This window comes from Actinomyces sp. 2119 (genome assembly GCF_003591215.1).
In the GTDB taxonomy this organism is placed as follows: Bacteria; Actinomycetota; Actinomycetes; order Actinomycetales; family Actinomycetaceae; genus Actinomyces; species Actinomyces lilanjuaniae.
In genome coordinates this window covers 360,881-383,241 of sequence record NZ_QYRR01000001.1, presented here as the reverse complement: position 1 = coordinate 383,241, position 22,361 = coordinate 360,881, and the positions used below count along the sequence as shown (strand labels likewise).

General features: G+C 70.7%; 15 protein-coding genes and 1 tRNA gene. 11 read left to right on the top strand and 5 right to left on the bottom strand.

What is annotated here, in order from left to right; all coding sequences use genetic code 11:
• The first annotated feature begins 106 nt into the window (after window positions 1–106).
• From D4740_RS01505 to D4740_RS01495, 3 genes are all read left to right on the top strand, one after another.
• Window positions 107–1,576 carry a class I SAM-dependent RNA methyltransferase gene (locus tag D4740_RS01505; RefSeq protein WP_119835259.1) on the top strand — a complete coding sequence of 490 codons (1,470 nt, stop codon included), beginning with the start codon at window positions 107–109 and terminating at the stop codon, window positions 1,574–1,576.
• Between the two features lie 391 nt (window positions 1,577–1,967).
• Complete coding sequence (gene acnA / locus D4740_RS01500) at window positions 1,968–4,640, top strand: aconitate hydratase AcnA (RefSeq protein ID WP_119835148.1); 2,673 nt, start codon at window positions 1,968–1,970, stop codon at window positions 4,638–4,640.
• A 283-nt stretch (window positions 4,641–4,923) separates the two neighbouring features.
• Window positions 4,924–5,487, top strand: coding sequence for a helix-turn-helix transcriptional regulator (locus D4740_RS01495; protein ID WP_119835147.1), 564 nt, complete (start codon window positions 4,924–4,926; stop codon window positions 5,485–5,487).
• A gap of 652 nt (window positions 5,488–6,139) precedes the next feature.
• Here D4740_RS01495 and D4740_RS01490 read toward each other — a convergent pair.
• Complete coding sequence (locus D4740_RS01490; RefSeq protein WP_119835146.1) at window positions 6,140–6,754, bottom strand: YbaK/EbsC family protein; 615 nt, start codon at window positions 6,752–6,754, stop codon at window positions 6,140–6,142.
• Between the two features lie 318 nt (window positions 6,755–7,072).
• Here D4740_RS01490 and D4740_RS01485 point away from each other — a divergent pair, with 318 nt between their 5' ends.
• Together D4740_RS01485 and D4740_RS01480 are read left to right on the top strand one after the other, a co-directional pair.
• Window positions 7,073–8,617 (top strand): NAD(P)/FAD-dependent oxidoreductase, encoded by a 1,545-nt coding sequence (locus D4740_RS01485; protein WP_119835145.1) that lies wholly within the window; start codon window positions 7,073–7,075, stop codon window positions 8,615–8,617.
• A gap of 75 nt (window positions 8,618–8,692) precedes the next feature.
• Complete coding sequence (locus D4740_RS01480; protein ID WP_119835144.1) at window positions 8,693–9,199, top strand: tRNA (cytidine(34)-2'-O)-methyltransferase; 507 nt, start codon at window positions 8,693–8,695, stop codon at window positions 9,197–9,199.
• A 140-nt stretch (window positions 9,200–9,339) separates the two neighbouring features.
• On the opposite strand, the gene D4740_RS01475 is transcribed toward D4740_RS01480, so the two are convergent.
• Window positions 9,340–10,191 (bottom strand): SDR family oxidoreductase, encoded by an 852-nt coding sequence (locus D4740_RS01475; RefSeq protein WP_119835143.1) that lies wholly within the window; start codon window positions 10,189–10,191, stop codon window positions 9,340–9,342.
• Window positions 10,188–10,763: a YbhB/YbcL family Raf kinase inhibitor-like protein gene (locus tag D4740_RS01470; RefSeq protein WP_119835142.1), complete on the bottom strand. Its 576-nt coding sequence runs from the start codon at window positions 10,761–10,763 to the stop codon at window positions 10,188–10,190. The genes D4740_RS01475 and D4740_RS01470 overlap by 4 nt, the downstream gene beginning before the upstream one ends.
• Window positions 10,764–11,036: 273 nt before the next feature.
• Between D4740_RS01470 and D4740_RS01465 the strand changes: the two genes are divergently transcribed.
• The 4 genes from D4740_RS01465 to dnaE all read left to right on the top strand — a co-directional run bounded on the left by D4740_RS01465 (window position 11,037) and on the right by dnaE (window position 18,405).
• Entirely contained in the window at window positions 11,037–11,978 is a 942-nt protein-coding gene (locus tag D4740_RS01465) for a hypothetical protein (RefSeq protein ID WP_119835141.1), read from the top strand.
• Window positions 11,975–13,735, top strand: a complete 1,761-nt coding sequence (locus D4740_RS01460) for a DNA polymerase Y family protein (RefSeq protein WP_119835140.1) — start codon at window positions 11,975–11,977, stop codon at window positions 13,733–13,735. The genes D4740_RS01465 and D4740_RS01460 overlap by 4 nt, the downstream gene beginning before the upstream one ends.
• A gap of 256 nt (window positions 13,736–13,991) precedes the next feature.
• Complete coding sequence (locus D4740_RS01455) at window positions 13,992–14,639, top strand: thymidine kinase (RefSeq protein ID WP_119835139.1); 648 nt, start codon at window positions 13,992–13,994, stop codon at window positions 14,637–14,639.
• A 178-nt stretch (window positions 14,640–14,817) separates the two neighbouring features.
• Window positions 14,818–18,405 carry a DNA polymerase III subunit alpha gene (gene dnaE, locus D4740_RS01450; protein WP_119835138.1) on the top strand — a complete coding sequence of 1,196 codons (3,588 nt, stop codon included), beginning with the start codon at window positions 14,818–14,820 and terminating at the stop codon, window positions 18,403–18,405.
• Window positions 18,406–18,553: 148 nt separating this feature from the next.
• On the opposite strand, the gene D4740_RS01445 is transcribed toward dnaE, so the two are convergent.
• The gene (locus D4740_RS01445) at window positions 18,554–20,116 is read right to left on the bottom strand and encodes an AI-2E family transporter (protein ID WP_119835137.1); all 1,563 of its coding nucleotides are present in this window, start codon (window positions 20,114–20,116) and stop codon (window positions 18,554–18,556) included.
• A gap of 84 nt (window positions 20,117–20,200) precedes the next feature.
• Between D4740_RS01445 and D4740_RS01440 the strand changes: the two genes are divergently transcribed.
• Complete coding sequence (locus tag D4740_RS01440; RefSeq protein WP_119835136.1) at window positions 20,201–21,214, top strand: D-hexose-6-phosphate mutarotase; 1,014 nt, start codon at window positions 20,201–20,203, stop codon at window positions 21,212–21,214.
• Between the two features lie 139 nt (window positions 21,215–21,353).
• Window positions 21,354–21,441: transfer RNA gene (locus tag D4740_RS01435), tRNA-Leu, on the top strand.
• Between the two features lie 150 nt (window positions 21,442–21,591).
• On the opposite strand, the gene D4740_RS01430 is transcribed toward D4740_RS01435, so the two are convergent.
• On the bottom strand, window positions 21,592–22,185 hold the full coding sequence (locus D4740_RS01430; RefSeq protein WP_119835135.1) for a DUF805 domain-containing protein: 594 nt from the start codon (window positions 22,183–22,185) through the stop codon (window positions 21,592–21,594).
• Window positions 22,186–22,361 lie beyond the last annotated feature (176 nt).

Below are 22,361 nucleotides of genomic sequence, written 5' to 3'. Positions count from 1 at the left end.
CCAGGAGCACCACGTGACCCCCCGCCGTACCCCTTCTGCATCCTCTGCGTCCGGCCGCCCTCGACCCGAGGGTCGTGGCCGCCGTGGACGTCCTGGAGGCTCCAGGGTGGTCCGTCTCCCTGAGCCTGCCGGGAGGGGGTGGCCGAGCGGGACCGGGAAGCCGGGACAGTCGGGGCCGGGAGACCAGGAGGGGGAGGACCTGCTCCTCAGGGTCACGGCCCCTGCCCACGGGGGTCACTGCGTGGCCCGTCCCGTGGACGACCCCTCGGGCCGGGTGGTGTTTGTCCGCCACACCTTGCCAGGGGAGACGGTTCGCGCCCGGGTGACCCAGCGGACGTCAAGGGCCTGGAGAGCCGAGGTCGTGGAGGTCCTCGAGCCCTCACCGGACCGGGTGAGCTCGGTGTGGCCCGAGGCCGGTCCCTTCGGGGTCGGTGGGGGCGAGCTGGCCCACGTCTGCCTGCCCGCCCAGCGCGTGTGGAAGCAGTGGGTGCTGGCTGACTGCCTGCGGCGCGTCGGCGGGCCGCAGGTGGCCCAGGCGGTGGCTGCGCTGCCCGGTGCTGCCGCTCCCGGGGGCGTCGCCGTGGAGGTGCTGCCGACACAGGCGTACCAGGGTGCGGACTCGTCCCGGGAGGTGTCCGTGCAGGGCACAGGTACCCGGACCCGGATCACCCTGGAGGTGGGTGAGGAGGGCCAGGTCGGGATGCACGCCTTCCGCTCCCACAGAGTCCTTCCTCTCAGGTCCCTGCCCCTGGCGGTCGCCCGCATCCAGGAGCTGGGCCTGCTGGAGGAGCCACGCTGGCGTAGTCGCTACCGGCCAGGTGGGCGCATCAGGGCTGTGTCCCCGAGCCGGGGCGAGCCCGTTGTCCTCCTGGACGGCCAGGTGCTCACGGCAGCGGCACGTCCTGCAGACAGGCCACGCGTGGAGGAGGTTGTCGACGCCACCGGCCTGGGGCTGGGGGAGCTGCGCTACCTGCTGCACCCCGGGTGCTTCTGGCAGGTACACGTAGATGCACCCACGGTGCTGGTGGACCGGGTGGCGCGCGCGGCCCTGGGCGGGTCTCCTGGGGGCGCGAGTCCCGGGGACCACACCCGCACGCCGCTGGACCCGGGGCCTGCCCACGGGCAGCGGGTCCTGGAGCTCTACTCGGGCTCGGGCCTGCTCACGCTCCCCCTGGCGATGCTTGTCGGCTCCTCCGGCCAGGTCCGTTCCCTGGAGGGGGACGCCCAGGCCGTCAGGGACGCGCGCCGCAACCTGCGCGGCTGCCGCTGGACCCAGGTGGCCGCAGGCAGGGTGACGCCTCGGACAGTGTCAGCGGCGGGGAGCGCCTTCGACGGCGGCGGGCCTGACGTCGTCGTCCTGGACCCTCCACGGCAGGGCGCCGGTCGCCAGGTGGTCCAGGCGGTTGCCCGGACGGGGGCCGGGCGCGTCGTGCTGGTGGCCTGCGACCCGGCAGCCCTGGCCCGTGACCTGGCGGTCTTTCTCAGGTCCGGCTACCGGCTGGAGGCACTGAGTGCGCTGGACGCGTTTCCCCACACCCACCACCTTGAGGCCGTGGCAGTGCTGGTTCGGAACTGAGCCCGGCCGAGCTGGCGGGAGCAGGTCGCACGACTGCCCTGGTGCCTGTTCCGCGTGCCAGATCCTGGCCCTGAAACTCATCTTGCTCGTGTTGCGTACGACTGGCGTGACGTAAATGGGTGGTGGCTGTTCTGTCGGGCCGGGGCGGTGAAGGCACTGTGACAGCAACGACGCCACCGCGACGGCGCTACGGTGTTCGCTGCGATATCGGTGCGACGGCGGTGCGTCGACGGTGAGACAGTGGTGGCGGCCGTGCCCGTTGACAGCAGGTGACACGACCTTCGGTACCGTCTGCCCCTAGCAGTCTTGTCTGTCCGTCTCTCCCACCTGCCCGTCCCACTGTCCGTGGGCTGTCCGTGGCGGTGCGGACCCTCACGATAGGAGCAGTACCGTGGCCAGTCTCAACACCTTTGCCTCGCGTGACACGCTCGACGTCAACGGACGGTCCTACGAGGTCTACCGCCTTGACGCGGTCCCTGGCCTGGAGCGCCTGCCCTACTGCCTGAAGGTCCTTGCGGAGAACCTCCTGCGTACGGAGGACGGAGCCAACGTCACGGCTGACCACGTGCGGGCGCTGGCCTCCTGGGACCCTGCCGCCGAGCCGGACACGGAGATCCAGTTCACCCCGGCGCGGGTGGTCATGCAGGACTTCACCGGGGTGCCCTGCATCGTGGACCTGGCCACCATGCGGGAGGCAGTGGCCGAGCTGGGCGGCGACCCCGAGGTCATCAACCCGCTGGCGCCCGCGGAGATGGTCATTGACCACTCCGTCCAGATCGACTCCTTCGGCCTGACCTCCTCCCTGGAGCGCAACAAGGAGCGCGAGTACGAGCGCAACGCCGAGCGCTACCAGTTCCTGCGCTGGGGGCAGGGCGCCCTGTCGAACTTCCGCGTGGTGCCCCCCGGCACGGGGATCGTCCACCAGGTCAACATCGAGTACCTGGCCCGCACCGTCTTCACCCGCGACGAGGGCGGGGTCACCCTCGCCTACCCGGACACCTGCGTGGGGACGGACTCCCACACCACCATGGTCAACGGCATGGGGGTACTAGGCTGGGGCGTGGGCGGCATCGAGGCGGAGGCCGCTATGCTTGGCCAACCGGTGTCCATGCTCATCCCCAAGGTGGTGGGCTTCAGGCTCTCCGGCGCCATCCCGGCCGGGGCCACTGCCACCGACGTGGTGCTGACCATCACCCAGATGTTGCGCGCCCACGGCGTGGTGGGCAAGTTCGTGGAGTTCTACGGGGAGGGCGTGGCTGAGGTCCCACTGGCCAACCGGGCCACTATCGGGAACATGAGCCCGGAGTTCGGCTCCACGGCCGCGATCTTCCCCATTGACGAGGTCACCCTGGACTACCTGCGCCTGACCGGCCGCAGCGAGGAGGACATCGCCTTGGTGGAGGCCTACACCAGGGCCCAGGGCATGTGGCACGACTCCTCCCGTGAGGCCGTCTACTCCGAGTACCTGGAGCTGGACCTGTCCACCGTCGTGCCCTCCATCGCCGGTCCCAAGCGCCCCCAGGACCGCATCGAGCTGAGCGCTGCCAAGGAGGCCTTCGCCTCGGTGCTACCCACCTACGCCCCTGGGGGCTCCCGGCCCACTCCGGTCACCCTGGCGGACGGCACCCAGACCACCCTGGACCACGGGCACGTGGCCATCGCCTCCATCACCTCGTGCACCAACACCTCCAACCCCAGCGTCATGGTGGCGGCCGGGCTCCTGGCCCGTAACGCGGTTGCGCGGGGCCTGCGCTCCAAGCCGTGGGTCAAGACCTCCACGGCTCCGGGCTCCCAGGTGGTCACTGACTACTACGAGAAGGCGGGCCTGTGGCCAGCGCTGGACGAACTGGGGTTCAACCTGGTGGGCTACGGCTGCGCCACCTGCATCGGCAACTCCGGACCGCTGCCCGCCGAGGTCTCGGCAGCGGTCAATGACGCCGACCTGGCGGTGGTCTCGGTGCTGTCGGGCAACCGCAACTTCGAGGGCCGCATCAACCCCGACGTCAAGATGAACTACCTGGCCTCCCCGCCGCTGGTTATCGCCTATGCGCTGGCCGGGACCATGGACTTTGACTTTGCCACCCAGCCGCTGGGGCACGACCCTGAGGGCAACGAGGTCTACCTGTCCGACATCTGGCCCGACCCCGCGCAGGTGCAGGCCACCATCGACGCCACGATCGACCGGGAGATGTATACGCGCGACTACGCTGACGTCTTTGCCGGAGACGAGCGCTGGCAGGGCCTGGACACTCCCGAGGGGGAGACCTTCGCCTGGGACGAGGAGTCCACCTATGTGCGCAAGGCGCCCTTCTTTGAGGGCATGACCATGGAGCTGACCCCGGTCAGCGACATCGAGGGCGCCCGGGTGCTGGCCCTGCTGGGCGACTCGGTCACCACCGACCACATCTCCCCGGCAGGAGCCATCAAGGCCGACTCCCCGGCGGGCCGCTACCTGGCCAGCCACGGCGTGGCACGCAAGGACTTCAACTCCTACGGGTCGCGCCGCGGCAACCACGAGGTCATGATCCGGGGCACCTTCGCCAACATCAGGCTGCGCAACCAGCTGCTCGACGGCGTCGAGGGCGGCTACACCAGGAACTTCCTCACCGGGGAGCAGGAGTCGATCTTTGACGCCGCCCAGGCCTACCAGGCCGCAGGCGTGCCGCTGGTGGTCCTGGGCGGCAAGGAGTACGGTTCCGGCTCCTCGCGTGACTGGGCGGCCAAGGGGACGGCCCTGCTGGGGGTCAGGGCGGTCATCGCCGAGTCCTTCGAGCGCATCCACCGCTCCAACCTCATCGGCATGGGGGTGGTGCCGCTGCAGCTCCCGGACGGGGAGTCGGCAGCCTCGCTGGGCCTGGACGGCACCGAGACCTTCTCGGTGACCGGCCTGACCGCCCTCAACGAGGGCGTCACCCCCCGTACCGTCACCGTCGCCGCGGCCAGGACGGACGGGACCGAGGTGGTCTTTGACGCCGTCGTGCGCATTGACACCCCTGGGGAGGCGGACTACTTCCGCAACGGAGGCATCCTGCAGTACGTGCTGCGTCAGCTGGCCTCCAGGTAGCGGGCGGCTCCGGTGGGCAGCGCCCCAGGTAGCAGGGGCAACGCTGCGTTCTCGTCCCCCTGCCGGGACGCTGCCAGAGGCTGACCGTGCTCGTTCGGCGACTGCTGGGTGCCGGTGGGAGCCCGGGCTCCACAGGTGGAAGTTGTGACGGGGTTGTCTGCGGTTGTCCACCTGCTGCCCGCAGGCTCGTGGCGACGTGAGGGTCGGCACGTCACGATGGCGGGCAGGCGGCACGTCGGCGTGGTCGGCGCGCTGGCAGTCTCGTTTGCGAGGGAGGCGGGCAGTGACCGATCTGTGGGCCGTCACGGGGTTCACCCCGGACGGTGACGTGGATGACTCGGGAGGGACGGAACCGTGGGGTGAGGACAGTATGGTCCCTGCCCCGGAGCAGGATGTCCCCGGCGGGCCGGAGCTCGCGGTCCGGAGGTGGGGGACCCAGTCTCCCGGGGACTCTAGGTTTCCCGGGGGCGCTGAGTCTCTCGGGGGCATTGAGCCTCCTGAAGGCGTCGAGGGCGGGCAAGATGCTGAAGAGACAGGGATGGTGCGGGCGCTCGAGGCTCCGTGGGCGCGAGGTAGGCGGCGTCGTGCGGGCAGGGGAACGGGCACAGAGCCGGGCCTGTCGCAGGTGGTGGCCGGGAACATCCGCCTGGAGGCGGCCCGGGTGGGTGTCACTCAGGCGGAGCTGGCCCGATTCCTGGGGATGTCCCGCTCGGCGGTGTCGCTGAGGTTCACCGGAAAGGTTGACTGGCGTGTCGGTGAGGTGGGCCAGGTCGCCTGGTACCTCAACCTCCCAGCCACCGACCTGTTCGTGAGGCCCAGGGGAGCTCACAGAGACTTTTCCTGGTAGGACGGCTAGGAGACTGCTCCTGGTGAGAGGCGGCGCTTGTCCCAGTGGGGCGGTGCGCGACATGAGTCAAGAACTGCTGGCCGGACAGCGCCTCGCCAGTGTCTACCCGGTCCTGCGGACCCTGCCGCGGCATGCTTCTAGCGTGGGTGGTTGTGCCTCTGGCGTGGGTGCGCGATTGCGACCGCGCGGTGGGTGCGGCCCCTCCATCCGCCCTTAGGACGGTCGCTTTATGTGATATATCACGTTGTCCTGCGTGAGGTTGAATACTTGTTGTAGTAGTTCCACCTTGGCGGGAGTTGCGCGAGGTGGGCGGGTGCGACTCACGCCAAGTTGGCAAGCGTCCGCAAGGACGGGAGCCGTGCCATCCCACCTCAACCTGGGCAGATGACATCAGCTCACACTGTTCCGTCCCAGCGGGACTATCTCCACACAAGCGTTAACTGCACTAGCCAGGATCGTGCTGTTCCACCCTACCTGACACGGTGCAAACGGGTATATGCCTCAGGCTGCCAGCGCCTGCTGCTTCTGGCGCCTGCTCCGCAATTCCGCGCCCGTAGGCCGTAGCCGAGCAACTGGCTGGCTGTGCGGTTGACGGCGGAGGTGGCTGCGCGGCGGGAGGAGCGGCGTAGGCAGGGGATGGGTTGGATGGTGCTCAGGTGGTGGGTACGCCCAGGCCCTCGACCACCTCGGCGCCGGGCAGGGCGGCGAGCAGCTGGCCTGGGACCAGCAGCTTGGAGCCGCGCAGGCCCGAGCCGATGAGGACGCTGGGGCGGGCGGCGACGGCGGCGTCGATGAGCAGCCTCCACTGCCCGGGCAGGCCCACCGGTGTGATTCCGCCGTAGGCCATGCCGGACAGGTCCGTCGCCCTCTCCACGGGCAGGAAGGAGGCCTTGCGCACGTCCAGACGCCTCTTGACCACGTGGTTGACGTCGGCAAGGTCGGTCGCACGTACCACGCAGGCTGCGAACCTCTCCTCGCCCTGCCGCTTGCCCGATACGAGGACGCAGTTCCCGGTAGCGCGCGGGTCCAGGTGGTACCGGGCGTTGAGGGCGTCAGTGTCGGAGAAGGCCGGGTCGATCGGGACCACCCGGGCCTGGTGGGCCAGCTCGACCTGGGGCAGCTCGCGCAGCGCGGCCGCCACCGGGCCCGCCAGCAGGTCGGTGCGCTCCAGGGCGCTGAGCCACCCGGGGTCCGCGGCAAAGACCTCCTCGGGGTCGCGCAAGCGTTCAGTGGTCCGGTTGCTGGGCGGGTCACTGCTGTGGGTCATAGTTCCCTGTCCTGTCGTGTCCTGCTGTGCTCCTGGTACCCCGTTGGCCGAGTCCAGCAGTACCTGGGTTCTCCGGTTCCCCCTCCTGGTACCTCGCCGTGACGGGATCTGCCGGGCCTGCCGAGGTGGTCCGTACCCTAGCCCGTGGTGCCCAGGTCGCTCCAGTTCTCTTCCTGCGGTTTTCCTGCCGTTCGTTCCGGAATAGGGCGGCGGCTCGGGACGTTCGGCCTAGCGCACGTCCGGCGCCTCGCGCCTGTGACGGCAGCATCACCGACGCACCGCGATGAGCGCGACCGCACGACCAGAGGAGAGACCTCAATGCCGCAGCACAACCAGCCTGCCTGTCCCGGCCCTGCGAGCACCAGTAGCACTGAGAAGAGTGCTGGTACCGAGGAGGTCGACCTCCTCGTCGTCGGAGGTGGCAAGGCCGGCAAGTCCCTGGCCATGGCCCGCGCCAGGGCCGGTGACAGCGTCGTCATGGTCGAGCGGGACAAGATCGGCGGGACCTGCATCAACGTCGCCTGCATCCCCACTAAGACCCTCATCTCCTCCGCCCGGGTCCTCCGTGACGTCCAGGGCGCCCGTGCCCACGGCGTGGTTCTGACTGGCGGCTCCGCCCTCCCGGGCGCTGAGGGGTCCACCGAGGTCAGCACAGCCAGCGGTGGCGACGACGCAGACGGGGCAGACCAGGCTGCGGCCACCCCCCTGTCCCAGGCCCGTGTCGACCTGGCGGCCCTGCGGTCGCGCAAGGAGGCGGTGGTCAGCGGCATGGTTGCCGCCCACGAGACCATGTTTCCGGCCTCCGGCATGGACTTCTGCCTGGGCACGGCCCGGTTCGTCGCTGAGCGCACCGTGGATATCTTCCTGGCCGAGGGCGGTACCCGCCGTGTACGTGGTAGGACAGTTCTTCTCAACACCGGTACCACGCCGTCGGTCCCGGCTATCCAGGGGCTGGGTGACGTGCCGTACTGGACCAGCGAGGACCTGCTGACCCTGCCCGAGCTGCCCGAGCACCTGGTGGTCCTGGGCGGGGGCGTGATCGGCACGGAGATGGCCTCCCTCATGGGGATGCTGGGGGTGCCCGTGACGGTGGTGCACGCCGGTGAGCACGTCCTGGACCGCGAGGACGCTGACGTGGCTGCCGAGGTCACCGCGGGCCTGGAGGCCCTGGGTGTCACGGTCCTCACCGGTGCCCACGCCTCGCGCGTGAGCCCCTCTCCGCAGGGGGTCGTGGTCACCACCGAGGACGGGCGCGAGGTGGGCGGCTCCCACCTGCTCGTGGCCCTGGGGCGCACGCCTGTCACGCACGGCCTGGGCCTGGACGTTGCTGGTGTGGAGCTGGACCAGCGCGGCTTTGTCGTCGTTGACGACCACCTGCGCACCAGCGCCAAGGGCGTCTACGCCGCTGGCGACGTGGCTGGGACCCCCCAGTTCACCCACGCCTCCTGGAATGACTTCCGTGTCCTGCGTGACCTGCTGTCAGGCAAGGAGGCCTCCACCGCCGGGCGTCTCATCCCCTGGGCGGTGTTCACCACGCCTGAGCTCGGGCATGTTGGCATGGGCGAGGAGGAGGCGCGCGCAGCCGGCCATACGGTGCGGGTGGCCAAGAGCCCCACGGCCGCTGTGCCGCGGGCCAAGACCCTGGGGCGCACTGAGGGCTTCTACAAGGTGGTCGTGGACGCCGACACCGACCTCATCCTGGGGGCCGCCGTCATCGGGGCCGAGGCCAGCGAGGTGGTCACCAGCGTCCAGATGGCCATGCTGGGTGGCCTGACCTGGCAGCAGCTGCGTGACGCCGTCATCACCCACCCCACCATGAGCGAGGGGCTCAACATCGTCCTGGACGCCATGCCGCAGCCCTGATTCCGACGGGGATGGCGGTCCGGGGCGGCGGGCCCAGGGCCCCGGACCGGGCCGCCAGAGTGGCAGGATGTGCCTGTGCTGCACATGATCTTCTTCGAGCCGCGGATCCCCGGCAACACCGGTGCGGCGATCAGGCTCAGTGCCAATACCGGTGCCGCCCTCCACCTGGTGGACCCGCTGTTCAGCATGGACGAGCCCAGGCTCCGTCGTGCCGGGTTGGACTACCACGACTTGGCCAGGACGCGGGTGTACCAGACCCTGGAGGAGTGCCTGGAGCAGGTCCCCGGCCGGGTCCTTGCCCTTACCGCGCACTGCGACCGCCTCTACACCCAGGTGGACTGGCGTGACGACGACGCCCTGCTGCTGGGGCCGGAGCCGACAGGACTGCCCGAGGAGGTCATGAGCCACCCCCGTGTCACCGACCGCATCCGCATCCCCATGGTGGCTGGCAGCCGCTCGCTCAACCTCGCCAACTCAGCGGCCGTCGTCGTCTACGAGGCCTGGCGCTGCCTCGGCTTCCCCGGAGGACACGCCTCAGAGGGGGCGCAGCCGCAGGCTATACAGGAGCTGATGCGTCCCTGATGTCCGGGGGCGCTGGGGTCGTGGTGTCCTGGGCGGTCGGCCAGGCAGGGCCGGTCGCGGTGAGTCGTGCTCTATTGCCTCGCCTGCCGCCTCCTCGTGCTGTCTTGCTCACGTTCACCTGCGTCCTTGTCCAGCATTCGTCACAGCATGGCGGAGGGGCGGATCGACAGGTCCTCGACCACCGCATCCATGGAGGTGCTCACGGCCAGGCGCACTGCCGAGGCCACCGACTGTGGCGTCATGTGGTCAGCGGCACGGTAGGCCGGGGCGCGGCCTCCCTCCGCGTGCCTGCGCGCAGCACTGAGCGCCTGGAGCCGCTCCTGCATCGGAGTGTCCACCCGACCCGGGTAGATGGAGGTGACCCGGACCTGGCCGCGCTCCTCCTCGCGCAGCGTGTCGGCCAGGGCCTTGAGGCCGGCCTTGGACGCGCAGTAGAGGGAGTGGCCCGGCCAGGCGTGCAGGCTCGCACCTGAGCCGATGAACACCACCAGCCCCCTGGACTCCCGCAGGGCAGGCAGCACCAGACTCGTCAGGTGCGCGGCTGCCACCAGGTTCAGGTCCAGCACCGAGCGCCAGCGGGCGGGGGTGAGCCTCTCGACCGCTCCCGGTGCCTCCACCCCGGCGCAGTGCACCAGCACGTCGAGGCTGTCGAGCTGGATCCGGTTGACCAGGTAGGCCAGGGCGGTGTCGTCGGCCAGGTCGACCGGGCACACCAGGACCGCGGCCCCGGACTCCTCCTCCAGCGCACCCGCGAGCTCCTCCAGGTCGGTGGCGGTACGGGCGACCAGGACCAGGTTGTGGTCCCGCGCCAGGTCCCTGGCCACAGCCAGGCCGATGCCTGAGGTCGCCCCGGTCACCAGGGCTATCGGGCGCCGCTGGTGGCGTCCGGAGCTGCTCGTCGTGGAGAACCCGAAGGCCGGGGTGGCGGCCTCGCCCTGACGGCGGCGTCCCCCGGGTCGGGTCGGCTCGGTAGAACCGGGCGGTAGCGTCACTGAGCCTCCTTCAGGAAGGGCGCGGCACCCGGCTGCCCAGGCACGGAGTAGGTAGCGGTCAGCGTGGCCCGGGCGAGGCAGTGGGTGGCCAGCGTGAAGGCGGCGGCGGTGGGGGAGGCCCCGTCGTCAAGCCCGAGGGTGTCTACGTCCAGGGCGGAGACGGCAAAGACGTAGCGGTGGTCTCCGTCCCCGGCCGGGGGGTAGGGGCCGAACCAGGCGTGGTCCCCGCTGTCCCCGGCCAGGTGGAAGGCGGCTCCGTCCAGGTGGAGGTCGCTGGTGCCCGCCCCCTGCTCCAGCGAGGTCACCGACACGTCCAGGTCCACCACGGTCCAGTGCCACCACCCGGCCGGGGTGGGCGCGTCAGGGTCGAAGCAGGACACGACGAAGGAGCGGGTCTGCTCGGGAAAGCCCGACCAGCTCAGCGCGGGAGAGATGTTGTCGTGGAGGCCCGTGAATCTGTCGGGGACGCGTTCACCCTCAGTCACGTCCGGGGAGACCAGGGTGAAGGCGGGGACACGGGGCAGGAAGTCGTAGGGCGCGGGCGGTCGTGGGCGGGTGAGGTTGGTTGCCACGGTGTGCCTCCAGAGGGTGCGGTGCGCGGATGTCTGGCTTGCGGTCCGGTTCCTGAGATCCGGGTGAGGTCGGTTGGTGTCCGGGTGAGACAACGACAGCCGTGTGGTTCCCACTGTAGAGCAGCTGGGGGAGCCACGTCACCGCAGTGGCCGGGCGGGGCTGGCCGACTGGCCGAGCGTGACCAGGCTGAGCGTGTCGGTGCCCGGAGGTACCCTGGGCCTCACGGTCGAACATCTGTTCGAGCTGTGTCTGGTCCGTCTAGGGAGGAGTACATGACTGGAGTCTGCGGTAGTGGTGAGCCCCTCGGGGACAGGGGCGCGCGGCTGGCTGCGGCGCGTCTGGCCCTCAGGCGGGCGGAGGAGACCACCGGGCTGCGCCACCACGACCACCACGACGGTGCGCACGGGTTCCAACGGGCCATCGGCACCCGGTGGTCCTCGGGGCGCTCCGGGCTCTGGGACTACCTGGGGTCCTGCCCTGCCGGCGTCCTGCACCTGGAGGGGTCCACCGCGGTCCTCCTGGCCGCTGCGGCGCTGCGCCAGGGCGTCTACGGCTGGTGCGGGGTCCTGGGAGGGGAGGGGCTGGGCTGGTGCGCCGCTGCCGAGCTGGGCCTTGACCTGTCCCGGGTCCTCAGCGTCCCTGCCGACGGCCTGGGGCACGATGGCGTCCTGGCTGCCGCGGGAGTCCTGGTCGACGGGGTCGATGTCCTCCTCCTGAGCTCCCAGGCGGCAGGGTGCCTGGCTACCAGCAGCCGCAGGCGCCTGCTCGTACGGGCACGGGAGCGTGGCACCCTGGTCCTCACTCCTCTGCCCTGGCAGGGTGCCCGGACCCTGGTCTGCGAGCGGTCCTGCCTTGACGAGGCCGCTCCCGGGGCGGCCGGCCTGGGCTTACCTGACGAGGTGCGCAGTGACGTGCGTGAGGTGGACGGTAGCGCGGGTCATGACCCGTGTGAGGAGGCGCACGGCAGGGGCGTCGTCGTCCCCCTGCACCCTCAGGCGGTGCCGACCGCGCCTCCCGCCGCGCCCTCCACCCGCCGGGGGGCGGTAGAGATGCCGGGCGGATACCTGCGAGCCCTGGGCTGGAGCCTGAGCGACCCGGACCGAGGCCTGGGCGGCACGGTGCTCACCCACGGTCCGCACGGGCTGGGCGTGGGTGAGCCCGACCCGGTGGCCACCGCCTCTGCCTCTCCCGCGCCCTTGCGGGGCGCAGGATGAGCGCCTCGGGAGCCGTGCCGGAAAGACGCCTCCTGGCCCTGTGGGTGCCTGACTGGCCCGTGGTGGCCCTGACCCTGGAGGCCCGTGAGCAGCGTCGTGCAAGCGGCTCGTCCCCTCGGGGCGCCCGACTCCGGGAGAGCCGCGCTGATGTGGACCCGGCCCTGTCGCCTGTGGCCGTCGCCGCTGCCCGGGTCCTGGCCGCCTCGGCACCAGCCCGTGCTGCCGGGGTCACCGTCGGCATGAGGACGCGCCTGGCCCGGGCCACCTGTCCTGGGCTCCTCATCCTGCCGCCCCAGGCAGAGCGTGAGGCCCGCGGCTTCGAGCTCGTCATGGACGCGGTCAGCGCGATCCTGGCGGACCCGATCGTCGCCCGCCCGGGCCTGGCACTGTGCCCCGCCCGCGGCCCAGCACGGTGGGCCGGGGGAGAGGATCCGCTGGCCTCGGCTCTGGTCGAGGCCGTGGCACAGGAGGCTGACGTCGAGTGCCAGGTCGGCGTTGCCGGCTCCCTGGCCGGAGCGGTCCTCGCCGCCCGCCAGGGGGTCCTGGTCGAGCCCGGGGATACTCCTGACTTCCTCGCGCCCTGGCCGCTGGAGTCGCTCCTGGCCTGCCTGACCACCCCCCGTCTGAGGGCCGAGGGCCGCGAGCTGGTGGAGGTCCTCGGACGCCTGGGCCTGTACACCCTGGGCGACCTGGCGCGCCTGCCCCACGCCGATCTCGCGGCCCGGTTCGGGCCGACGGGCGCTAGGCTCCACCGGCTGGCCTGCGGCACCGAGCACGAGGTGCCGCGCGTCACCCGGCCCGCCAGGGACGTGAGCGTGGAGGCCGTCCTGGACCCACCTGCGCAGCGTGCCGACACCGCTGCCTTTGCAGCCCGGAACCTGGCTGAGGAGCTGGTCTCCAGGCTCGTCTCCCTAGGCCTGGCTGCCGACCGTCTCCTGGTGGAGGCGTCATGCCAGGACGGGACCGGTCTGTGCCGCTGCTGGATGCTGGAGACCACTCCCACGGCCGCCGAGGTCACCGACCGTGTGCGCTGGCAGCTGGAGGGCTGGCTGGCAGGCCGATCTGGGCGCCCGCCCGCCTCGGCCCTGGAGCGTCTGCGTCTGGTCGCCCTCGGGCTCTTTCCCGCCGGGGCAGCCCAGACAGGCCTGTGGCGGGGCGCCGGTGACCAGTCAGCCAGGCGGGCGCACCGCGCAGCGAGCCGTCTGGAGTCCCTCCTGGGTGCAGGTAGCGTCCAGGTGCCTCAGGTCGTCCCCGGGTGGGACCCGCGCTCGCGGGCGCGCTGCGTCACCTGGGGGGAGCAGGAGGGGCAGGAGCGTGGGCGTACCGGCCCTGCCCAGGGCCTTCCTCGGTCGCAGGAGGGACGGACAAGCGTCCCGTGGGCTGGGATGCTCCCAGAGCCCTCTCCCTCCGTGGTCCTGCCCCGGCCCTGTCCCGTACGACTTGGCAGCGCCTTAGGCGAGGACCTGGACGTTGACGTCCAGGGGCAGCTGCTTGGTACCCCCGCCCACCTGGAGGTCTCCTGCCCGGAGGCGGTCTGCCTGCGGGACCGGCGGGCCTGCCTCGGGTGTGTTCCCGGGGCGTGCTCGCCCCACCGGCTGCGTGTCCGCTCCTGGGCCGGACCCTGGCCCGTCAGCGAGGCGTGGTGGAGGCCTGGGGGCGCCTCGCGGCGCGCCTACCTCCAGGTGGTCCCCGAGCTGGGACCGCCCCTGCTGCTCGTGCGCGCAGGGCAGTGGTGGCTTGACGCCGTCTACTCCTGACCTGCTGCTCCTGCAACACCTCAGGCGGTCTTGCCCTGACCCCCTGCTCCTGCCCACCGGCTTCTGCCGCTTGCGATCTCCCAGTCCCCGGACGCTGACAGCAGCGTGTGTGGCAGCGTGTACCGTAGTCACGCCGCACCGGGACGTCCCGGGCAAGAACGTCCCGGGCAGGCGACAGCCGTGGCTGCCGTACCTGGAGGGTGCCAGCACGCCGACAGGTCCACGGGCCGGTACGCCGACCAGGAGGAGGAACCGCGTGGCCAAGCTCTACTTCCGCTACGGCGCCATGAACTCCGGCAAGACCACCAGCCTGCTCCAGACCGCCCATAACTACGAGGAGCGCGGGCAGACCGTCCTGGTCGTCAAGGCCGTCGTGGACACCAGGGGAAGGAGTGCCGTGGTCTCCCGCCTGGGTGTGTCCCGCGAGGTGGATCTTCTGGTGCAGGACGAGGACGACCTGCGCGCCCTGGTGCTGCGCCGTGCCCTGGCTGACCACGAGGCCGGGACCCCGCTGCGCCACGTCCTGGACTGCGTCCTGGTGGACGAGGCCCAGTTCCTCACGCCCTCCCAGGTGGACCAGCTCATGGAGCTCGTCCTCCTCGACGACGTCCCCGTCCTGGCCTACGGCATCCGCTCCGACTTCCGGACCCGCAGCTTTCCTGGGTCACGTCGCCTGCTTGAGATCGCCCATTCCCTGGAGGAGCTCAAGACGATCTGCCGCTGCGGCCGCAAGGCGGTCTTCAACGCCCGCAGGGCTGGAGGTGGGCCCGGCGGCGAGGGGGGAGGGTTCGTCTTCGACGGGGACCAGGTCGTCATTGACTCCGGGGAGGCTGGCGACGTCACCTACGAGTCCCTGTGCGGCAAGTGCTACCTCGCGGCCGGAGGTACTCTGTCGGAGCAGTGAGGGGCTGCCAGGGCCGAGTCTGTCGTTGGTGCCGCTAGCGTCGTCAGCGCCACTAGTATGGACACATGTTCGATTGCCTGGAGCGCTGTGAGGGGCGCGTTCCCCGCGCTGCCGACCGTACCGATCCTGTGGCTTCCTACGTCACCGTCCCCGCTACCGGCCTTCCGGGACCTGGCTCGTGACTCACCGCTACGCAGAGCTGCACGCCCACTCCGCCTACTCCTTCCTTGACGGCGCCAACGAGCCCGAGGACCTGGTCCAGGCAGCCATGGACCTGGGGCTGGAGGCGCTGGCCCTGACCGACCACGACGGCGTCCCCGGCATCGTCAGGCACGCCCAGGCTGGTCGGTCCCTGGGGCTGCCGACGGCCCACGGCGCCGAGCTCACTGTGGCCGACGGCTCCCACCTTCCCGTTCTAGCCCGTGGCCCTGAGGGGTATCGGCGCCTCGTGTCCGCCATATCCCGGCACAACCTGGGTACCGGGCACCGCGCTGAGCCCGCCCACGACCTGCTCGTCCTGGCCCAGGCCCTGCACGGCTGCAGTACCGGCGGCGGTAGCCTCGGCACCGGGACCCCGACGTCCGCTCCTGCCTGCCTGGTCCTCACCGGCACCGCCAACGGCCCTCTGCGACGGGCGCTAGGCGATCCCCGTCGCCCGCAGGACTGGGACCTAGCGGCGGCGGATTCCTGCCTGGGACGCCTCGTCGAGCTCTTTGCCGACCCCGACCGTCCTCGCTACCAGGACCGGGACATGGTGGGAACGGCAGCGGGCACCCCCCAGGCCAGCGCCTGTGCCGGCCTGGCTGTCGAGATCGCCCTGGACGGTGGCCCCTGCGACGCGGCCCTCACCGAGGTGCTCTCCCGACTGGCCCGTGCCCACCACCTGCCGCTCGTGGCCACGGGGGCGGTACGCTGCGCCCGCCCCGGCGACGCCCCCGTGGCTGACGTCCTGACGGCGACCCGCTTGGCGACCGACCTGGAAGGCGCTCGCGGGTACCTGCCCGCCACTGGACGCTGGCTGCGTGGGGCGCAGGACATGGTCCGCCTCCACCGCCGCCTTCCGGCGGCGGTGGAGGCTGCGGCGCAGATCGGAGCCGAGATCGCCTTCGACCTGTCCCTGATCGCCCCGGACCTGCCCTCTCCCGAGGTCCCCCACGGCCACACGCCCGCCACCTGGCTGCGTGAGCTCACCCGCCGCGGTGCGACCAGCCGCTACGGCACCCCCGAGGAGGACCCGCGAGCCTGGCAGGTCCTGGAGCACGAGCTCGCTGTCATCGAGCAGCGCGGCTTCCCTGGGTACTTCCTCATCGTGCGCTCGGTCGTCGACTTCTGTGAGCGGCAGGGGATCCTGTGCCAGGGGCGGGGCTCGGCGGCGAACTCCGCGGTCTGCTACGCGCTGGGGATCACGGCTGTCGACGCCGTGCGTCACCGCATGCTCTTCGAGCGCTTCCTGTCCCCGGGGCGCAGCGGGTACCCAGACATTGACCTGGATATCGAGGCCTGTCGCCGGGAGGAGGTCATCCAGCACGTCTACACCCGCTACGGGCGCGACTACGCTGCCCAGGTCGCCAACGTCATCTCCTACCGGCCCCGCTCGGCGGTGCGTGACGCGGCCCGGGCACTGGGCTACCCGCCCGGGGTGCAGGACGCCTGGGCCAGCCAGGCGGGTACCTGGCTGGGGGCGGCTGCCCCCGGCGCTGCCTCGCGGTGGTCAGCGGCTCTACGGAAGGAGCCCGGCCCGACGTCGGCGGAGTCGTCTGGTGAGACGGTCCCCGCCCAGGTCCTGGAGGTGGCGGGGCGGCTGCTGCGCCTACCCCGGCACCTGGGCGTCCATCCCGGGGGGATGGTCCTGTGCGACCGCCCGGTTACGCAGGTCTGCCCGGTGCGCTGGGCGGCCAAGGAGAACCGCAGTGTCCTGCAGTGGGACAAGGACGACTGTGCCGCAGCCGGCCTGGTCAAGCTCGACCTCCTGGGGCTGGGGGAGCTGACCGCCCTGCGGCTGTCCTTCACCTCGCTGTCCCAGCGGGGTGAGACCGTCCCCGAGACCCCTGCCGACCAGGGGGCCGTGGCTGGTGCGGTGCCCGCAGTCACGGCTGGCGCCAGGGGCTCCGCCGACTGCGCCCCCTCAGCCAGCGGTGGTGTCAGTACCGGGGGCAGGACACGCCCGTCACAGGCCGGGCAGGCGTGGAGTCTGCACACTCTGCCGGAGGACGACCCTGCCGTCTATCGGCTGCTCAGCGCGGCAGACACCGTCGGGGTCTTCCAGGTGGAGTCGCGTGCCCAGATGGCCACTCTGCCGCGTCTGCGACCCTCGACCTTCTACGACATCGTCGTGGAGGTGGCCCTCATACGCCCCGGCCCTATCCAGGGTGACGCCGTCAGCCCCTACATCCGCCGCAGGCTCGGCCACGAGCCGGTCACCTACCTCCACGAGGTGCTCAGACCCGCCCTGGCCAGGACCCTGGGCGTCCCCCTCTTCCAGGAGCAGCTGATGCAGATTGCCGTTGACGCCGCCGGCTTTACCCCTGCCGAGGCGGACACCCTGCGTCAGGCCATGGGCTCCAAGAGGTCGACAGAGCGGATGGAGGCCCTGCACGACCGCTTCGTCGCGGGTATGGAGGCCCACGGTATCGACACCCCCACGGCTGAGACCGTCTTCGACCAGCTGCGCGCCTTCGCCGACTTCGGGTTCCCTGAGTCCCACGCCTTCTCCTTCGCCTACCTGGTCTACGCCTCAGCCTGGCTCAAGGTCCGCAGGCCCGAGGACTTCTACGCCGGGGTCCTGGCAGCCCAGCCCATGGGGTTCTGGTCACCGCAGTCACTCGTGGCCGACGCGCGTCGCCACGGGGTGCGGGTCCTGCCGACCGACGTCAATGCCTCGGCTGTCCTGGCCACCGTGGAGCAGCGTCCTGCGCCGGGTGCCCCTGGCTCCTGCGGCGGGGGTCCTGCTGGTGAGGACGGAGCCGATCCCTGGGGGCCTGTCAGCCCCTCGCCGCACGCCCTGACCTTCCTGGACGTCCACGGGGACCTGGGTGTGCGCCTTGGGCTGGCCTCCCTCAGGGGGCTGGGAGGCGGTGTCGCGCAGGAGATCGTCTCCCAGCGCCTGGAGGCGGGTCCCTACAGGGACGTGGAGGACCTGGCTCAGCGTGTGCGCCTAGGACGTCGGCACCTGGAGACTCTGGCGGCCTGCGGCGCCTTGTCCGGTCTCGGTACACACCGTCGCGAGGCCCTGTGGGCGGCAGGCCCCCTGGCGTCGGGGCGCCTGCACCGGGCTGCGAAGGAGGGGGACAGGTGGTTTCAGCCGCCCCTGCCCGGCACCGCTGTCGCTGTCAAGGCACCTGCGCTGCCGGTCATGGGTGAGCCTGAGCGCCAGGCGGCGGACATCAGGCTGAGCGGGGTGTCACCCCGGGGCTACCCGACCGTGCTCGTACGGTCCCGGCTGGGCCAGGCCGGTGTCCTGACCCTCGCGGAGGCCGCTAGCCAGGAGCCGGGGAGGCGGGTGAGGGCGGCGGGGGTGGTCACCCACCGGCAGCACCCGCGTACCGCTACCGGTGTGGTCTTCCTCAGCCTGGAGGACGAGACCGGGCTGCTCAACGTCGTGTGCCCTGCAGGCGTGTGGCGACGCTACCAGGACGTAGGGCGACGGGCTGCCGCGCTGGTTGTCCGGGGGCTGGTGGAGCGAGCTGACGGCGCGGTGTCCCTGGTTGCCGAGCGCCTGGACGCCCTGCCCGGTGTCGTCTCCACAGGCAGCCGGGACTGGCGCTAGGTGTGCTTGGCCAGGTTGGTTGGGTCAGTGTGGCCGGTGTGACGGCACACGGTGAGGTGACGTGTCGGGTCGCGCGCGTTAGGCAACGGAAACGTCATAGCACAACGCGGCACCATGTTGTCCTATGACGTTTCTGCTGCCGAGGCTGTTACTCCCGCCGGGTGGCCGTGTAGGCGGGCAGCTCCCCGAGCACTGGGGCGTCGCGCACGTGCAGCTCGGAGTACACCGACCAGGCCACGCTGATGACCGGGACGGCGACGATCGCCCCCAGCAGTCCTGCCGAGTACGTCCCGACGGCTACCGCGATGATGACGACCACCGGGTGCAGCGAGACCTGTCGGCCCATGATGAGCGGCTGGAGGATGTGACCCTCGATCTGGCCGATGCCGGCCACGCCCAGGCCTACCACCACCATGGTGAGAGGCCCCTGGGAGGCCAGGGCCACCACCATGGCGATCACCATGGCCACCGGGGCGCCGATCAGAGGGATGAAAGCACCGATAAAGACCAGCACCGCCAGCGGGGCGGCCAGGGGGATTCCCACCAGCTGCAGGAAGATCCCTGCCATGATCGCGTCGGTGAGGGCGACAATGACTGTGCCGCGAGCGTACCCGGCGAAGGTGTACCACCCTGCTCCGGCGGCCCGGTGCACGGACTCACGCAGGTGGGCGGGCAACTCGTTGAGGAACCAGCGCCACATCTTCTCCCCGGAGGCCAGGAAGAAGATCGTGGAGAAGACAGCCAGGGCCATGACGGCGAAGAAGTCGACGAGGCCGCTGGCGTTGGACAGGACCTCGCTGGCCAGCGACGGGGCGTTGTTCTGCAGGTAGTCCTGGCCCTGGGAGACCCACTCCTGGAACTGCTCCGTCAGCTGCTGCTGGGTTACGTGCAGGGGGAGCGGACCCGTCTCCACGAAGTCGACGATGGTGTCCAGGCCGTCACTGAACTGGGCCGCCAGGGAGTCCCACTGGCCGGTAACTGAGGTGACGACGTAGGCAACCAGGCCCACCAGGGAGGCTAGTGCCGTCAGCAGAGCCAGGAAGGTCGCCGGGTAACGGGGCATCACTCGGACGAAGAGGCTGACCAGGGGCTGGAGGATCGAGGTGAGAACCAGGGCGATGAACAGCCCGACGAACACCGGGACGACTCTGGCAGTGACGAACACCATCAGGGAGACGATGATGATGACGCCCAGCAGCAGCCAGGCTCCTAGGCCCCCACGGACCAGCCAGCGGGGTAGGGAAGCCAGGACAGTGCGGGTCGTGACGTTGTCAGTAGCCGGTACCGCGATGGCCTGCGGGTACGCGGGCTTCCGTGGTGCCGTGGCAGGCGGGTGGGCGGCCAGCGCCTGGTCGGAGTCGGTGGTGCTAGCTGGGCCGACCTGGTTGGGCTGCTCGGCCCCGATGTCCTGCCCGATGTCCTGTGCGCCCTGGCTAGCCCCGCCCTCCTGATGGTAGGCCAGGTGGGCGGCGCGGTCCGCCTGGCGTCGTTCCTCGGCCCGGTCGATGGTGCGTCCCAGGATCTCACGGACGCGACGCAGGTGTGCGAGCACCCCGGTGCGGTGGGTGCCGCCGCGGGGGCTCGCGCCGTCCGGTGCCTGGTCAGCTGCTGCGGGAGTTCGGGCCTGCGGCACGAGCACCTCCTGCTGGGCCTCGTCGGCGGTGCCGGAGGGCGGCTGCGTAAGCGGCTCCGGAGGCAGGTCTGTGTCCACGGACTCGTCCTTTAAGTTACCTGTGGGGGGTGCTGTGGCTGTGGTCGGGCTGACGGAAGGGGGCTAGCCTACTAGCGTGGAAGCATGGCACATGCAGCACATCGCCACACCCCCGACGACACCAGCGGAGCCTCCGGTGCCCCGGGCAGCACCGCCCTCAGCGCTGGCGCGGACCCTGTCCCTGGTACTGGCCAGGCCGACCCGTCCCTGTCTCTTCCCCCCACTGCGGCCCTCACCGCCGGACGGGGCGGTCAGCCCCGTCTCCTGGTCGATGCTCCGGCCGGGTACGGGGAGGTCTACCTCCACGGCGCCACCGTGACCTCCTGGAGACCCCGAGGCAGCAAGGAGGTCATCTTCACCTCCCGCCAGGCTGTCTTTGACGGACGGACCGCGATCCGCGGCGGCGTACCCTTGTGCCTGCCGGTCTTCAGCGACGGGATCCACGGTGACGCCCGCCCCAGGCACGGGTGGGCGCGTACCAGCCCCTGGCGGCTGCTGTCAGTGTCGCCCACCAGGGAGGCCGGGGTGCGGGCGCTGTTCCTGCTCTCCCGGGACCACCTGACAGCCCTGTACGAGGTGGAGGTAGGCCACGAGTTGGTCCTGAGCCTGTCGCTGCGCAACGACGCCGCCTCCCCACGGACCGTGGAGGCGGCGCTGCACACCTACCTGGCGGTCCATGACGTGACCGGGACCGAGGTCAGCGGCCTGGACGGCGCCCCTTTCACCGACAACCTCTCCGGCAGTGTCCTCAGCGGTCTTCCCGAGAACCCCCCTCCCGGGGCGGGAGGGCGCCACCTGCTGCAACGCGGACCCGTCACGGTCAGCGGGCCGGTCGACCGCATCTACCGCAGCGAGAGTGACCTGCGGGTGTCGGACCCGGGTCACCACAGGGTCATCACGGTGCGCAAGCGCAACGCCGCCTCCACCATCGTGTGGAACCCGTGGTCCACTGGCAGCGCCGCCATGCCGGACATGGCCGATGACGAGTTCGCCTCCATGCTCTGCGTGGAGGCGGGCGCGGTCCGCCAGGACGCCCCCACCATCATGCCGGGGGAGAGCTGGTCGATGCGGGCTGTCGTGGGTACAGAGCCTGCCTGAGCCCTAAGAAGGCTGTCCCAGATCAGTGTGACGGGAAGTTGTGACGGGAAGCACTGTGGGCTGGTTTTGTCGGCTTCGCCGCGGTCGTGCTAAGTTTCTCTGCGTTGCCTGGTGCTACTGAGGCAGCAGGAGTCATCCTGTCCGAGTGGCGGAATAGGTAGACGCGCTAGCTTGAGGTGCTAGTGCCTTATTAAACGGGCGTGGGGGTTCAAGTCCCCCCTCGGACACCCGGGCAGAGGGGTCCCGGAAGCCAGTACCTGGCTTCCGGGACCCCTCGTTCTCTGTCTGTCTCTGCTTCTCTATCCGTCTCTTTCTCTATCTGTCTCTGTCTGTCGCGTTCCGGGCGCCGGGCCTGATCAGCACCGGGACGGTGCGGGTCAGCCCCACTCGGGGCGGTAGCGCTCGGGGCGGGAGGGCAGGCACCACAGCACAATGAGCGCGATGCTCCCGCCGGGTACCAGGACGAGGAGGAAGAACAGCCCGGAGAACCCGCCGTCGTGGAGACGACGTACCCCCGACGCTATGTACGGGACAATGGTGCCCAGGCCGATGACCATGTACAGGAACCAGCTCACGGCTATGACTGCCGCGTTCGGCGTCCCGTCGGAGGAGGCCGCAGCGCTGCCGGCCGTCAGGCCCAGCACCACCAGCGTGACGACAAGCTGGGCCGCGAGCAGGGCAGCGAGGGCCCACCAGAACTCTGAGCGTGAGGCGTAGCCGCGGAACTGGGCGTAGCGCTGGAAGAAGCGCCTGACCGCCTGGATGGGGTCGGCTCCCGGCAGCGGCGCGACCTCAGGAGACAGGGTGGGGGAGAAGCCGGGCTGGCCGTAGCCAGCCCCGTAGCCGTAGCCGGCCCCGTAGGCACTGCCTGTTGCGTAGGCATTCTGCTGGCCGGGGTAGGCTCCGGCCTGCTGGGCATAGGCCTGCTGCGGCTGGGGCGCGCCCTGGCCAGGGCTGCTTGCGTAGGACATGGTGAGTGCTCCACTTCGTAGGGTGCAGATTTGTCAACACCGTACCCAGCCCGGAGTCAGGCCAGGGCGGCACCAGCAGACGACAGTACGCGGTAGCCGCGACGCCGCGTGAGCTAGGGGCGTGCCTGTCTCATCACGAGAGAGATGGCGGTCTTGGCGGGACGCTAGTATGACGA